This is a genomic window from Pseudacidovorax sp. RU35E (assembly GCF_900156165.1).
GTDB lineage: Bacteria > Pseudomonadota > Gammaproteobacteria > Burkholderiales > Burkholderiaceae_C > Xenophilus.
Genome location: NZ_FTMY01000002.1, coordinates 281720 through 294428, shown reverse-complemented (window position 1 = coordinate 294428; position 12709 = coordinate 281720). Strand labels below are relative to the sequence as shown.

Here is a 12709-nt window from a genome sequence, read left to right as displayed (position 1 = left end):
TCTGCACGAATGCCCATGAGCACTGCCAGCCATTTGCCCCAGGTGCCAGCCGAAGCAGCGATCGATGCCATCACAGGGGTTGTCCTGGCTGGTGGCATGGGCAGCAGGATGGGCGGCGCAGACAAGGGCCTGCAGAGCTACCGGGGGCAGCCGCTCGCCCGTCATGCACTGAGTCGCCTGCAACCGCAGGTGGGCACCTGCCTGATCAGCGCCAATCGACACGTCGAAACCTACGCAGGTTTCGGCGCTCCGGTGGTGCGGGACGACATTCCGGGCTTTGCCGGGCCGCTCGCGGGCATGCTGGCGGCGATGGAACGTTGCACAACGACATGGCTTCTGACGGTGCCCTGCGACGTGCCCGGCGTTCCGCACGATCTCGCCGCGCGACTGCTCCATGCCGCCCAGAAGGCAGATGCAGCCCTGGCCATACCGGTGGTCGATGCAGGCGACGGCGGCGAGGCCCGGCCTCAACCCGTGTTCTGCCTGGTGCAGGCACGCCTGCATGCCAGTCTGCGGGCCTGGCTGACGCGGGGCGAGCGCCGCGTCATGGGCTGGGCACGCAGCGAGCAAGCCCTGCGGGTGGCTTTCGACCGCCCGGACGATCCGTCCGCCTTCGCCAACATCAACACCCTCGACGAGCTCGCGGCCCTCAACCGCATGCGCTGAGGCGGCTGATACTCTTTCTTCCCCACGCCGCGTCGGCGCGCCCCGCTGCCATGACTTCTTCACCCCAGAACTCCTTCCATGCCGGCGCCACGGCCGACCTGCACGTCGACGAGGTCCACCGCCGCATCGCCGATCTGGTGGCTCGTGGATGCAAGGACCTGCCGACCGAGCGGGTCGCGCTTGGCGATGCATTGGGGCGCATCCTGGCCCAGGACGTTCTGTCGCCCGTCTCCGTGCCGCCACACGACAACGCCGCGATGGATGGCTACGCCTTTGCCGGCGCGGCGCTGGATGCCGGCACCGGCGAGGTGACGCTTCACGTCGTGGGCCACGCGCGCGCCGGCGCGCCTTGGACGGGGCGGCTCGGTGCAGGCGAAGCCCTGCGCATCATGACGGGCGCCGTCATGCCGACAGGCGCTGACACCGTGGTGCCGCAGGAGTTGTGTCGCACGGAGGCAGATCGGGTCCGCTTCGATCGCCGTGCCGTTGCCGCCGGCGCGCACCGGCGCGAAGCGGGTGAGGACCTGCGCGCCGGCGGCCTCGCCCTCGCTGCGGGTACCCCTCTCAACGCGCCGGCGCTCGGACTGCTGGCAAGCCTCGGCCAGGCGCATGTGGCCGTGCGGCGCCGGCTTCGCGTGGCCATCGTGTCGACAGGGGACGAACTGCTCCAGCCCGGCGAACCCGCCCGCCCCGGCGCCATCTACGACAGCAACCGCGCCACGCTCTCGGCCCTGGTGCGGGGGCTGGGCTGCGACGTGGTGGACCTCGGCCCAGTGCCCGACAGCGCGCAGACCTTGGCAGACGTGCTGGCTGCCGCCAGCAGGCAGGCCGATGCCGTCATCAGCTCCGGTGGCGTCAGCGTGGGCGAGGCCGATCACACGCGTGCAGCGCTTGCGGACGCGGGCGAGTTGGCGTTCTGGCATGTGGCGATGCGGCCCGGCCGGCCCTTTGCCGCCGGCGTACTCGCAAACGACAGCAGCGCGCCGAGCCTGTTCTTCGGCCTGCCCGGCAATCCGGTGGCCGCCGTGGTGAGCTTTCTGCTGTTTGTACGGCCGGCTCTGCTGCAACTGGCTGGCCGCAGCGCGGACCTGGCGCCGATGCCGCCCCTGGTGCGCGCACGCACCAGCCACGCGCTGCGCAAGCGCGCCGGCCGTACCGAGTACCAGCGCGCGATGCTGCGCCAGGTTCCCGGCGCCCTGCCCGTGGTGGACGTCGCACCCAGCCAGAGTTCGGCAGTACTCAGTGCCATGGTGGGCGCCAATGCGCTGATCGTTTTTCCGCACGACCAGGCCAGCGTCCAGGCGGGTGACGAGGTGGATGTGCTGCTGCTGGACGGCCTGCTCTGAGCATCTCAAAGCAAGCCTTGCCCCGAGCACGCGGGCACCTGCCAGGCCGCCGTCGCTTCAGGCCCTGCCCTGTGCGTGCAACACGCCGCGGTTGGCGAGTGCGTCCGCCCGTTCATTGCCCGGATCGCCCGAGTGCCCGCGCACCCATCGCCACTCGATCTGATGCCCACCATCGGCCACCAGCTGATCGAGCCGCTTCCAGAGCTCCACGTTCTTGACCGGCTGCCCAGTCGACGTGCGCCAGCCCTTGGCCTTCCAGCCGCGGATCCAGGCCGTGATGCCCTGGCGCACGTACTGGCTGTCCAGGAAGAGCACCACCCGGCAAGGCCGCTTGAGCGCGGCCAGCGCCTCGATCACCGCCATCAGCTCCATGCGGTTGTTGGTGGTGTCCAGTTCGCCGCCGAAGAGTTCTTTTTCATAGGTGCCGGATTTGAGCCAGGCCCCCCAGCCGCCAGGGCCGGGATTGCCCTTGCAGGCACCGTCGGTGTAGATCGTGACTTCGTTCAAGGGTTGTGTTTCTTTCCAGTGCGGGACGTCCGACCGGCGATCGGCCGGGGCGCTGCCGCCAGGGCTGGCCGCCGCTTCCAGTCGGTCGGCAGGAGGCGCATGCCGCGCACGCGCTTGACCGCCACGACGAAATAGGCGGCACCGAAGATGGGCCACCAGCGCTCGCCCAGATCGTCCATCCAGCGGTAACGCTGCAGCCAGGCCTCTCCGCGCGCGGCCGGCCGGTACAGGCCGAAGCGGCTGGATTCGACCTCGAAGCCCAGCAGCCGCAGCCAATCGCGCAGACGCCAGTAGTTGATGAGTTCGGAGGGGCCCGGTAAATAAAGTTCGCCGCCGCCCAGATGCCGGTACAGTCGGGCCCGGCGTTGCCGCAGGCCCCAGAGACTCGCCGGGTTCAGCCCGCAGACGACCACGCGGCCTTCTGGCACCAGCACCCTCTCCACCTCGCGCAGCGTGGTGTGCGGATCGGCTGCCAGTTCGAGCGTGTGGGGCAGCGTGACGAGGTCCAGGCTGTTGGCGCCGAAAGGCAAGGCCGAAAAATCCGTCAGCAGGCCGGCCGATGTTGCCTTCGGCTCCTCGGAGCCTCCGGCCAGCCAGCGATGCGGCATGCGGTTGGTGCGCAGCGTGTCGATCTCCGCGCAGCCCAACTGCAGCGCGTGATAACCGAAGATGTCGACCACCGCCTCGTCGAACTGCGACGCCTCCCAGGCCTGCAGCAGGCGGCCGGGCGGGGTCTTCAACCATTCGCCCAACTTTATAATTTGACCGGTCATGACCCTTGTTCCGTTGCCTGCTTTCGCCGACAACTACATCTGGATGCTCCAGATCGACGGGCAGGCCGCCGTGGTGGATCCAGGCGACGCCGGACCAGTGTTCGACGCCTTGGCCCGGGAGCCCGGGCTTGAACTGGCGGCGATTCTAGTCACACACCATCACGGCGATCACACGGGCGGCGTGGCCGCTTTGCGGGAGGCCACGGGAGCGCAGGTCTTCGGTCCCGCCACCGAAAACATCCCCGAGCCCTTCACGCCGGTTCGCGGTGGCGACCATGCGCATGCACTCGGCTTGCGCTTCGACGTCATCGACGTGCCGGGCCATACCGCCGGTCATATCGCATACGTCCTGCGGGGCACGCCCACTCCTCTTTCCCGTCCGCTGCTCTTCTGCGGCGACACCCTCTTTTCGGGCGGCTGCGGCCGCCTGTTCGAGGGCACCCCGGCGCAGATGCTGGCCTCGCTCGACGCGCTGGCCGCCCTGCCCGACGACACCCAGGTGTGCTGCGCGCACGAGTACACCCTTTCCAACCTGCGCTTCGCCCTGGCAGTGGAACCCGGCAATGCCGCGCTGATCGACCATGAGCGCCACTGCCAGGCACTGCGCGCCCAGGGGCGCCCGACCTTGCCGGTCCAACTGGCAACGGAGCGCCACATCAATCCCTTTCTGCGCTCGCGCGAAGGCACCGTCATCGCCGCCGTCCAGGCGCACGCGCCTGGCGTGCAGCCAGATGACGAGGTCGCCGTCTTCGCCGCCCTGCGCCAATGGAAAAACGACTTCCGATGAAGAGACTTATTGCCGCCGCCATGGTGGCCGCCTCGCTGTTCCTGGCCGGCTGCGCCAGCGCTCCACCCGACTCCAAGGCGCTCCAGGCCGCGGCTGCGGTCTCCTCACCTGCCGCCGCTCCGGTCTATCCCCGCGGCGGGCTCAAGCCCCTCGTGCCGAGCAGCCAGGAATGGTCGGGCCACAGCGTGGTCACCCTGGCGCCGCCCACGGACATGTGGGACCGCATCCGCCGCGGCTTCAAGATGCCCGACCTGGACAGCGACCTCGTACGCGACCGGGAGCAGTGGTACGCCACCCGGCCCGACTACATCCAGCGTATGACGGAGCGGTCGAGCAAGTACATCTTCCACATCGTCGAAGAGCTGGAGCGGCGCGGCATGCCGACCGAGCTGGCCCTGCTGCCCTACATCGAGAGCGCGTTCAACCCGCAGGCGGTCTCCAGCGCACGGGCCACGGGCATGTGGCAGTTCATGCCCGCCACGGGCAACGACTACGACCTCAAGCAGAACCTGTTCCGCGACGACCGGCGCGACGTGGTCGCCTCCACCCGCGCCGCCCTGGACTACCTGCAGCGGCTCTACACCATGTTCGGCGACTGGCAGCTGGCGCTGGCCGCCTACAACTGGGGTGAAGGCAACGTGGGCCGCGCGATCGCGCGCAACCAGAAGGCCGGCCTGCCCACCGGCTACGCCGACCTGAAGATGCCCGACGAGACCCGCTACTACGTGCCCAAGCTGCAGGCGGTGAAGAACATCGTCGCGAGCCCGCAGCAGTTCGGTGTCGACCTGCCCTTCATCGCCAACCACCCGTATTTCCAGACCGTCGAGCTCAAGCGAGACCTCGACGTGGAACTGGCCGCTAAGCTGGCCGACGTGCGCATCGAGGACTTCCGCGCACTCAATCCGGCCGCGCACAAGCCGGTGCTGCTGGCCGCGAGCGGCACGCCCATCCTGCTGCCCTGGGACAACGCCGCGGTCTTCAAGCGCAACTTCGAAGCCTACAGCCAGGGGCAGTACGCCAGTTGGACGGCCTGGACCGTTCCGTCGACCATGACAGTGGCCGATGCCGCGCAACGCGCGGGCATGAGCGAGGCCGACCTGCGCGCGATGAACAACGTGCCGCCGCGCATGCTCATCAAGTCGGGCTCCACGCTGATCGTGCCGCGCACGGCCCGGGTCAAGGAAGACGTGGCGGCCGTGGTGGCCGAGACCGGCCACCTGAGCTTCGAGCCCGAGATCGTCACCCGCCGTACCGTCGTCAAGGCGGGCCGCAGCGACAGCGTGACCACCATCGCCAACCGCTACAAGCTGAGCCCAGCGCGCGTGGCGCAGTGGAACGACGTGGCGGCAAGCCATCGCTTCAAGCGCGGCTTCCAGGTCGTGGTGTACCTGCCGGTGCGCGCGGCGGCCGCCGAACGCGTGGGTACGGGCGCCAAGCATGCCGTGGTCACCAGCAAGCGGGGCGGCGGCGTTCCCCGTGCGGCGGTCACATCGGTGTCCACCCGCGCTGTGCCCGCCTCCAGCAAGACCACCGCAAGTTCCAAGAAAGCCGTCTCGGGTGCACCGCGCGGCGGCTCGCCGTCCAAGAAGAAGCGCTGAGGACGGCGCGGGTCAGGCCTTGTACCGGTCCTTGGCCCTCAGGGCGAAGTCGTTGTTGTAAAGCCTGGCCGGCTCGATGCGCTCCGGTCTGAAGTTGACGTCGAAGGCGGTCATGGCCGCCAGCGCCGTACGCGGCCCTTCCTGCGGAACCAGACCATCCAGCGCGATCGATTCGCGCACCTTGTCGAAGGCGGCGAGATACAGCGCCCGGTCCCCGAGCAGCTGGCTTTCGGGGATCGCCTTGATGATGTCGCCCGGTCCTGCCGTCTGGAGCCATTTCAGGCTGCGGACCATGGCATTGGCGACGGCCTGCCCGGTATGGGGTGCGCGCCGCAGGAAGTCCTCTGACGCATAGAGGCACGCCGCCGGCATGGGGCCTCCGAACACTTCGGACGTGCCCCGCAAGGTCCGGCAATCGGCGATGAGCCTCACGTCGCCCTTCTGCTCGAGCATGGTCATCACGGGCTCGATGTTGCTCATGGCGTCGACCTGGCCGGAGCGCAGCGCGCCGAGTGCGCCCGCGGAGGAGCCGACCCCCACGTACTGCACATCGCCCGCACGCAGACCGCCGCGCAGAGCCACCAGGCTGGCCATCATGTGCGTCGGCGAGCCGACAGCCGAGACACCGACCCGCCGCCCGCGCAGATCGGCCGCGGCCTGGTACGAGGCAAAGCCCTTGGTGGATGTGCCCATGGCCACCTGCGGCGCACGGGTCTGCAGCACAAAACATGGAAAGAACTGGCCGCCTGACTGCAGGCTCAGCGTCTGCTCGAACGTGCCCGCGCAGATGTCCGCGCTGCCCGACAGCAGGGCCTGGGAGGCGCGCACGTCCGCGGCATGGTCCATCACCTCCACGTCCAGTCCTTCGGCCCGGAAGTAGCCCAGTTGCTCGGCGAGCGTGAGCGGCAGGTGATAGAACGAAGCCTTGCCCGCCACGGCGATGACGATACGGGTCTTTTCGAGCCGCGGCTGGGTGCGCACGCCAGGCGCGATGGCCAGCGCGACACCCGCGGCGGCCGCGGCGCAGAAGGCGCGGCGGTGGAGCATGGCGACGGTGGTTCCTCTGTGGCGAGAACCGAGGCACGTCCGGTGCGCTGTCCGCCATCTTGGCGCATCGCTGCGAGCAGCGGCCGGGACACCTCAGCAGGTTGCCACGAGCTTAGAAGGCGTGGCCGTGCAGGAGCATCCGGACCATCCCCACATGGGTTTCCACGGAACGGCGCATCCCTGGCATCCCCGGTCACGGGGCCGTCGCTCTTGGCTCAGCGCCCGACGAAGAGGATCGCGATGTTGACCAGCAAGGCCAGTGCGAACACGGCACTGCGCATCGTGCTTCGACCGCGGATGTACAGGGAGATGAACACCACCCGCAGCAGCACATACGCGACGGCGAGCGCATCGAGCCGGCCCTGTGCGGCGCCGTATTGATGGGCGATCACCACCGCCCCGACAAAGAAGGGCAGGCTTTCGAAACCGTTGGTGTGCGCCGCCATGGCGCGCGCGCGCCAACCTTCCAGCCGGCCAGCCCATGCACGCGGCGCGTCGTTGTCGCAGGCCGCAAACGCGCCCGCCTTGGCGATGTAGGCCGTCAGATAGGGCAGCAACGCCGCCGCCAGCACACACCAGTACGCCAATGTCAGATGACTCGTACCCATGCCTTGCTCCTCAGCGGCGATCGACCAGCGCATGGGCGATGGTGCCCAGGTCCACATATTCCAGTTCGCTTCCTGCGGGCACGCCGCGCGCCAGCCGGGTGACCGTCAGGCCGCGACTTCGAAGCGCTTCGGCGATGACATGCGCGGTCGCTTCGCCTTCGGCAGTGAAATTGGTGGCCACGATCACCTCGCTCACATGCCCGTCGGTCGCCCGGGCCACAAGCTGGTGCAGGCCGATGTCGCGTGGCCCCACCCCATCGAGCGGACTCAGGCGGCCCATCAGCACGAAGTAATAGCCGCGGAAGGCGCCGGTGCGCTCCAGCGCGGCCTGGTCGGCAGGGGTTTCCACCACCGCCAGCTTGCTGGCATCCCGCTGCGGGTCGCGGCAGACGTCGCACAGCTCGGCCTCGGTGAAGGTGTTGCAACGACTGCAGTGGTGCACCTGCAGCACGGCGTCCTGCAACGCGCGCGACAGCACCTGGGCGCCATTGCGGTCGTGCTGCAGCAGATGGAAGGCCATGCGCGAGGCCGATTTGGCGCCCACGCCCGGCAGGCGCCGCAGCGCCTCGATCAGCGTGTCGAGCGAATGGGCGTCGGACATCGTTCGGGGGCTGTCGCGAGGCTCAGAACGGGAACTTCATGCCGCCAGGCAGGCCCGGCATGCCGGCGGTGATCTTGCCCATCTTCTGCTCGCTGGTCTCCTCAGCCTTGCGCACTGCGGCATTGAAGGCCGCAGCCACCAGATCCTCGAGCATGTCCTTGTCGTCGGCCAGCAGACTCGGGTCGATGGTCACGCGCTTGACGTCGTGCTTGCAGGTCATGACGACCTTGACGAGGCCGGCGCCGGACTCGCCTTCGACCTCGATGTGGGCCAGCTCTTCCTGGGCCTTCTTGAGGTTGTCCTGCATGGCCTGCGCCTGCTTCATTAGGCCGGCAAGTTGTCCTTTGTTGAACATGGGGCGGGTTCCTTCTTAGGTCTGGAGATGGGGTTTCAGGAGATTAGGGTCAGGCCGGCTTGAGAGAGCCGGGCACGATGCGGGCGTCCCACTGGCGCATGAGGGCCTGCACATCGGGGTCGCCCATGATGGCCTGCTCGGCCGCGAGCTGCCGGGCCTCGGCCGCGGCCTTGTTGCGCAACGCCGGGCTGTCGACGACCGCGCCGACCTCGATGGCCAGCCGCACGGCATGGCCGGCGCCAGCCAGCGCATTCTGCAATCGCTCACGGCTCGCGCCCTGATTGAGGGTTTCGCGCTCCACGCGCAGCAGCCACTGGTCGACGTCGCGCGCCACCAGCTGCGACTGCAACGCCAGCTCGCGCGCCAGCGCGTTGATCGCCTCTGCGGCTACGAGGCCCATCACGGTCTGGTGCCAGAAGTCGCCCTCTTCGCTGGGACGTATGCGCGCCGCCGCGGACTCGCGCGGCGCTTCGCGCGCACCGGGGGGCGGCTGCACACGCAAGGGGACAGCGACGACGGGCGTGTCCGGCTCCTCGGTGGAGGACACCGGCCGCGCCGACACCGAGGCGCCACGGGCCGGCATGTCGACCACGGGCAGTCGGTGCACGGGATGGGCAGAGGCGGGCGCAGACCCGGCCCCGGCCATTGCGGGACGCGGATGGGGGGCGACCGCAGGCTCCACGTCACCACGGGGGGCGACAGGCACAGGCACCGGCGATCCACGGTCCGCGCCGGGCGTCGGCACGGCGGAGGGCCGGCCCGCCTGCGCCACCGGCGTCGGCACGGCAGGCATGACGGGAGCGGGCGCCGACGCAACCGCCGCCTTCGCCACGGTGGGGGCTGACGGCGTCGCAAACGTCGTCGCAACGCCCCCGGCCGGCGGCCGCGCTTCAGCGTTCAGCGGACTTTTTTTTTCAGCCCCGCCCGAAGGCTTGAAGGCCAGCAGGCGCAGCAACACCATCGTGAGCCCGGCGTACTCGTCGGGCGCCAGACCCAACTCCGAGCGGCCATGCAGGCAGATGCTGTAGAGCAGTTGCGTCTCGTCCGGGGGCATGCTGCCGGCCAGCCGAGCGACTTCGGCCGCATCCGGGTCCGCGGCATCGATGGCCGCCGCACGCGAGGGCACGGCCTGCAGCACAGCCATGCTCTGGAGCACCGCCGTCATTTCTTCCAAGGTGGAGGCAGCGGCCAGGCCGGCCACACGCATGGCCTCGACCGTCTCGACGACGGTGCCTCCGTCGCCGCGCGCCAGCGCATCGATCAACGCATGCACATGACCGCGGTCCGCGCTGCCCAGCATCTGCCGTACGCCGCCCTCGGCCAGGCTGCCATTGCCATAGGCGATGGCCTGGTCGGTGAGGGACAGCGCATCGCGCATGGAGCCGCGCGCCGCACGCGACAGCAGGCGCAGGGCACCCGGCTCGGCCTCGATCCGCTCGGCGCCCAGCACATGCGTCAGATGCTCCAGCACCGTCTCGGGCGCCATCGGCCGTAGGTTGAACTGCAGGCAGCGGCTGAGCACCGTCACCGGCACCTTCTGCGGGTCGGTGGTGGCCAGCACGAACTTGAGGTATTCGGGCGGCTCTTCCAGCGTCTTGAGCATCGCGTTGAACGCGGTGTTCGTGAGCATGTGCACTTCGTCGATCATGAAGACCTTGAAGCGGCCCTGCACTGGCTTGTAGACAGCCTGTTCCAGCAAGCCCTGCACCTCATCCACACCGCGGTTGGAAGCCGCGTCCAGTTCGGTGTAGTCGACGAAGCGGCCGGCGTCGATGTCGGTGCAGGCCTGGCACACGCCGCAGGGCGTGGCGGTGATGCCGCCCTGCCCGTCCGGCCCCTGACAGTTGAGCGACTTGGCCAGGATGCGCGAGACGGTTGTCTTGCCCACACCGCGCGTGCCGGTGAAGAGGTAGGCATGGTGCAGCCGCTGCTGCGTGAGCGCATTGCTCAAGGCCTGCACCACGTGCTCCTGCCCCACCATCTCGCCGAAATTGCGAGGACGGTATTTGCGGGCGAGCACGAGGTAGGACATCCGGTCGATTCTAAGAGGCGGTCCCATCGCGCCCGGGATGGCCCGCCGCGGCGGGATGGCATGCAGGCCTGGGTTATGATCGATCTCGACGGGCCTCCCCGCATGGTCAAGCGGCCAACCGGGTCAGGTGGGGAACCAAGCAGCCCTAACTGCGTAGCCAGTGCCGGGGGTAAGGCTCGTCACCTTCTTCTTTCTCCCCTTCTTTCGTCGTTGCGCGGCCATGACCGCGGCGGCCTCACCGCCCCCCGACGAACCCCGCCAGCATCCGGTCGATCAGCGCGAGAAGGGGCGACTCCAGCATCGGCAGCACCCACGCCATGGCGGCCATGCCGGCCGTGAGCGTGACGGGGAAGCCGATCGCGTAGATGTTCATCTGCGGCGCGACGCGCGAGATGATGCCAAGCACCAGGTTCACGAACAGCAGCAGCCCGATCATGGGCAGCGCGATCCACAAGGCGCTGGCGAAGAGCTCGGCGCCCAGCTCGTGCACGCGCACCCGCATCAGCGCATCCATGAGCCCGCCGCCGATGGGGAAGACCTCGAAGCTCTTGATGACCGCCATCAGCACTGCCAGGTGGCCGTTGATCACCACGAACAGCAAGGTGGCGAGCGTGCCGAAGAAGCGCGAGACGGCGCTGGCCTGGGTGTTGTTGATGGGGTCGAAGAAGCTCGCGTAGTTCAGGCCCATCTGCAGGCCCGCGAGTTCCCCGGCCAGCTCGACCGCCGCCAGGATCAGCCGCGCCGCGAAGCCGATGGCCATGCCGATGCCGGCCTGCTGCACCAGCGCGGCCAGCGCCAGCGGGCTGTCCACACCGATGGCCGGCGCCGGCGGCAGCACGCCCTGCGCGCACAGCGCGATGACGAAGGCCAGGCCGATGCGGGCGCGCACCGGCAGCGCGCGCGAGGAGAACACGGGCGCCGTGGTGAACAGTCCCAGCACGCGCAGGAAGGGCCAGAGGATCGGGGTGATCCAGGCCGTGAGCTGGGCGTCGGTGAAGGTCAGCATGTCACGCCGCCTCGCAGGGCCGGCCGCCCTTTCGAAGAAGAGCGAAGGATCAAGCGACGACGCTGGGCAGCGACTCGATGATGCGGCGCAGATAGTCCACGAGCATCGTCAGCATCCAGGGCCCGGCGATGGCGAGCACCGCCACGGCGGCGACCAGCTTGGGGACGAAGGCCAGCGTGGCCTCGTTGATCTGCGTGACGGCCTGGAAGATGCTGACCACCAGTCCGACGGCCAGCACCGCCAGCAGCATGGGGGCGGAGACCATCAGCATCAGCATCAGCGCGTCCTGGCCGGTGGTCAGCACCATCTGGGCGTTCATGGAAAAGGTCCTTGCAGAGATCGGTCAGGTGATGAAGCTGGCGGCGAGCGAACCCAGGAGCAGGTTCCAGCCATCGGCCAGCACGAAGAGCATGAGCTTGAAGGGCAAGGCCACCAGCACCGGCGACAGCATCATCATGCCCAGCGACATCAGCACGCTGGACACCACGATGTCGATCACCAGGAAAGGAATGAAGATCATGAAGCCGATCTGGAAGGCCGACTTCAGCTCGCTGGTGGCGAAGGCCGGGATCAGCACGCGCATGGGCGCCGTCTCGGCCGTGGTCTCGGAGGGCAGCTTGGCCAGCCGCGCGAACAGGGCGAAGTCCGATTGGCGCGTCTGCTTGAGCATGAACTGGCGCATCGGCTGCTCGGCGCGCGACAGCGCCTCGTCGAAGGCGATGGCATTGCGGCTGTAGGGCTCGTAGGCCTCGGCGTAGACCTTGTCCAGCGTCGGGCCCATGACGAAGAGCGTGAGGAAGAGCGACAGCCCGATCACCACCTGGTTGGGCGGCGCGGCCTGCGTGCCCATGGCCTGCCGCAGCAGCGACAGCACGATCACGATGCGGGTGAAGCCCGTCATCATCAGGACCACGGCCGGCAGAAAGCTCAGCGCGGTGAAAAAGAGCAGCGTCTGGATGGGCACCGAATAGCTGGTGCCGCCGGCGCCCTGCCCGATCAGCAGCGGCAGCTGGCCGGCCGCGGGTGCCTGCTGCGCCAGCACGGGCACCGTGAAGGCCAGGCCGAGGGCCAGACCCGCGTGCCACTTACGCATCGACCGGCTCCTGCACCGCGACGGAACCGGCGGCCGGCAGCGTGTGCAGACAGTTCACGGCCTGCGCCGTCACACCGAGCACCAGCCAGGTCCGTGCGTGGGCCGGTCCCACCTCCACCGTCACCACCCGCTGCTGCGGCCCGACGGCCACGGCAGAGACCACGCGCGAGGCGGCATCGGCCGCGCCCGGCGCGAGCAGCTGGCGGGCGCGGATGCGGCGCAGCACGAAGGGCAGCGACGCAATCAGCGCAATGAACAGGACGATGGTGAGAAGGCTCTGCGTCACGCGG

The 12709-nt window shown here is 68.9% G+C and carries 15 protein-coding genes and 1 other RNA gene; 5 read left to right on the top strand and 11 right to left on the bottom strand.

All coding sequences use genetic code 11. The annotated features are described in order from the left end of the window. Positions 1 to 9: 9 nt before the first annotated feature. Both mobA and glp read left to right on the top strand, forming a co-directional pair. Entirely contained in the window at positions 10 to 666 is a 657-nt protein-coding gene (mobA, locus tag BXA03_RS04260) for a molybdenum cofactor guanylyltransferase MobA (RefSeq protein WP_083715901.1), read from the top strand. A gap of 50 nt (positions 667 to 716) precedes the next feature. After that, positions 717 to 2012 carry a molybdopterin molybdotransferase MoeA gene (gene glp / locus BXA03_RS04255; protein WP_076504198.1) on the top strand — a complete coding sequence of 432 codons (1296 nt, stop codon included), beginning with the start codon at positions 717 to 719 and terminating at the stop codon, positions 2010 to 2012. A 57-nt stretch (positions 2013 to 2069) separates the two neighbouring features. Here the strand turns inward: glp and rnhA are convergent, their stop codons facing one another. Both rnhA and BXA03_RS04245 read right to left on the bottom strand, forming a co-directional pair. Further along, on the bottom strand, positions 2070 to 2519 hold the full coding sequence (gene rnhA, locus BXA03_RS04250; protein WP_076504195.1) for a ribonuclease HI: 450 nt from the start codon (positions 2517 to 2519) through the stop codon (positions 2070 to 2072). After that, the gene (locus tag BXA03_RS04245; RefSeq protein WP_200803328.1) at positions 2516 to 3292 is read right to left on the bottom strand and encodes a class I SAM-dependent methyltransferase; all 777 of its coding nucleotides are present in this window, start codon (positions 3290 to 3292) and stop codon (positions 2516 to 2518) included. Before BXA03_RS04245 ends, rnhA begins: the two co-directional genes overlap by 4 nt. On the opposite strand from BXA03_RS04245, the gene gloB reads away from it, so the two are divergent. Together gloB and BXA03_RS04235 are read left to right on the top strand one after the other, a co-directional pair. After that, positions 3291 to 4079: a hydroxyacylglutathione hydrolase gene (gloB, locus tag BXA03_RS04240; protein ID WP_076504190.1), complete on the top strand. Its 789-nt coding sequence runs from the start codon at positions 3291 to 3293 to the stop codon at positions 4077 to 4079. The genes BXA03_RS04245 and gloB overlap by 2 nt on opposite strands. Beyond that, positions 4076 to 5677 carry a transglycosylase SLT domain-containing protein gene (locus BXA03_RS04235; RefSeq protein WP_076504187.1) on the top strand — a complete coding sequence of 534 codons (1602 nt, stop codon included), beginning with the start codon at positions 4076 to 4078 and terminating at the stop codon, positions 5675 to 5677. The genes gloB and BXA03_RS04235 overlap by 4 nt, the downstream gene beginning before the upstream one ends. Positions 5678 to 5689: 12 nt before the next feature. Here the strand turns inward: BXA03_RS04235 and BXA03_RS04230 are convergent, their stop codons facing one another. The 5 genes from BXA03_RS04230 to dnaX form a co-directional block, all read right to left on the bottom strand. Then, the gene (locus tag BXA03_RS04230; RefSeq protein ID WP_076504184.1) at positions 5690 to 6724 is read right to left on the bottom strand and encodes an ABC transporter substrate-binding protein; all 1035 of its coding nucleotides are present in this window, start codon (positions 6722 to 6724) and stop codon (positions 5690 to 5692) included. A gap of 215 nt (positions 6725 to 6939) precedes the next feature. Beyond that, positions 6940 to 7332: an MAPEG family protein gene (locus tag BXA03_RS04225; RefSeq protein WP_076504841.1), complete on the bottom strand. Its 393-nt coding sequence runs from the start codon at positions 7330 to 7332 to the stop codon at positions 6940 to 6942. Positions 7333 to 7342: 10 nt separating this feature from the next. After that, the gene (gene recR / locus BXA03_RS04220; RefSeq protein WP_076504181.1) at positions 7343 to 7933 is read right to left on the bottom strand and encodes a recombination mediator RecR; all 591 of its coding nucleotides are present in this window, start codon (positions 7931 to 7933) and stop codon (positions 7343 to 7345) included. 22 nt (positions 7934 to 7955) lie between these two features. After that, a complete protein-coding gene (locus BXA03_RS04215) occupies positions 7956 to 8288 on the bottom strand; it encodes a YbaB/EbfC family nucleoid-associated protein (protein WP_017759408.1) in 333 nt (110 codons plus the stop codon). A gap of 49 nt (positions 8289 to 8337) precedes the next feature. Next, on the bottom strand, positions 8338 to 10320 hold the full coding sequence (gene dnaX, locus BXA03_RS04210; protein ID WP_076504178.1) for a DNA polymerase III subunit gamma/tau: 1983 nt from the start codon (positions 10318 to 10320) through the stop codon (positions 8338 to 8340). Positions 10321 to 10407: 87 nt separating this feature from the next. Between dnaX and ffs the strand changes: the two genes are divergently transcribed. Next, positions 10408 to 10504, top strand: an RNA gene (gene ffs, locus BXA03_RS04205) — signal recognition particle sRNA small type. A 51-nt stretch (positions 10505 to 10555) separates the two neighbouring features. Here the strand turns inward: ffs and fliR are convergent. Genes fliR through BXA03_RS04185 form a run of 4 tightly spaced genes read right to left on the bottom strand, consistent with a single transcriptional unit; the run spans position 10556 to position 12705 of the window. Further along, positions 10556 to 11326, bottom strand: coding sequence for a flagellar biosynthetic protein FliR (gene fliR, locus BXA03_RS04200; protein WP_076504175.1), 771 nt, complete (start codon positions 11324 to 11326; stop codon positions 10556 to 10558). Between the two features lie 49 nt (positions 11327 to 11375). Further along, positions 11376 to 11645 carry a flagellar biosynthesis protein FliQ gene (gene fliQ / locus BXA03_RS04195; RefSeq protein ID WP_076504172.1) on the bottom strand — a complete coding sequence of 90 codons (270 nt, stop codon included), beginning with the start codon at positions 11643 to 11645 and terminating at the stop codon, positions 11376 to 11378. 24 nt (positions 11646 to 11669) lie between these two features. Next, entirely contained in the window at positions 11670 to 12419 is a 750-nt protein-coding gene (fliP, locus tag BXA03_RS04190) for a flagellar type III secretion system pore protein FliP (protein WP_076504170.1), read from the bottom strand. Then, a complete protein-coding gene (locus tag BXA03_RS04185) occupies positions 12412 to 12705 on the bottom strand; it encodes a FliO/MopB family protein (protein ID WP_083715870.1) in 294 nt (97 codons plus the stop codon). Before BXA03_RS04185 ends, fliP begins: the two co-directional genes overlap by 8 nt. Positions 12706 to 12709 lie beyond the last annotated feature (4 nt).

Bases quoted from the DNA above. Each gene is read 5' to 3' on its own strand.
- BXA03_RS04215 (WP_017759408.1), bottom strand. From the start codon at position 8,288: ATGTTCAACAAAGGACAACTTGCCGGCCTAATGAAGCAGGCGCAGGCC.
- BXA03_RS04235 (WP_076504187.1), top strand. From the start codon at position 4,076: ATGAAGAGACTTATTGCCGCCGCCATGGTGGCCGCCTCGCTGTTCCTG.
- fliQ (WP_076504172.1), bottom strand. From the start codon at position 11,645: ATGAACGCCCAGATGGTGCTGACCACCGGCCAGGACGCGCTGATGCTG.
- BXA03_RS04245 (WP_200803328.1), bottom strand. From the start codon at position 3,292: ATGACCGGTCAAATTATAAAGTTGGGCGAATGGTTGAAGACCCCGCCC.
- glp (WP_076504198.1), top strand. From the start codon at position 717: ATGACTTCTTCACCCCAGAACTCCTTCCATGCCGGCGCCACGGCCGAC.
- dnaX (WP_076504178.1), bottom strand. From the start codon at position 10,320: ATGTCCTACCTCGTGCTCGCCCGCAAATACCGTCCTCGCAATTTCGGC.
- fliP (WP_076504170.1), bottom strand. From the start codon at position 12,419: ATGCGTAAGTGGCACGCGGGTCTGGCCCTCGGCCTGGCCTTCACGGTG.
- fliR (WP_076504175.1), bottom strand. From the start codon at position 11,326: ATGCTGACCTTCACCGACGCCCAGCTCACGGCCTGGATCACCCCGATC.
- BXA03_RS04225 (WP_076504841.1), bottom strand. From the start codon at position 7,332: ATGGGTACGAGTCATCTGACATTGGCGTACTGGTGTGTGCTGGCGGCG.
- mobA (WP_083715901.1), top strand. From the start codon at position 10: ATGCCCATGAGCACTGCCAGCCATTTGCCCCAGGTGCCAGCCGAAGCA.
- recR (WP_076504181.1), bottom strand. From the start codon at position 7,933: ATGTCCGACGCCCATTCGCTCGACACGCTGATCGAGGCGCTGCGGCGC.
- gloB (WP_076504190.1), top strand. From the start codon at position 3,291: ATGACCCTTGTTCCGTTGCCTGCTTTCGCCGACAACTACATCTGGATG.
- BXA03_RS04230 (WP_076504184.1), bottom strand. From the start codon at position 6,724: ATGCTCCACCGCCGCGCCTTCTGCGCCGCGGCCGCCGCGGGTGTCGCG.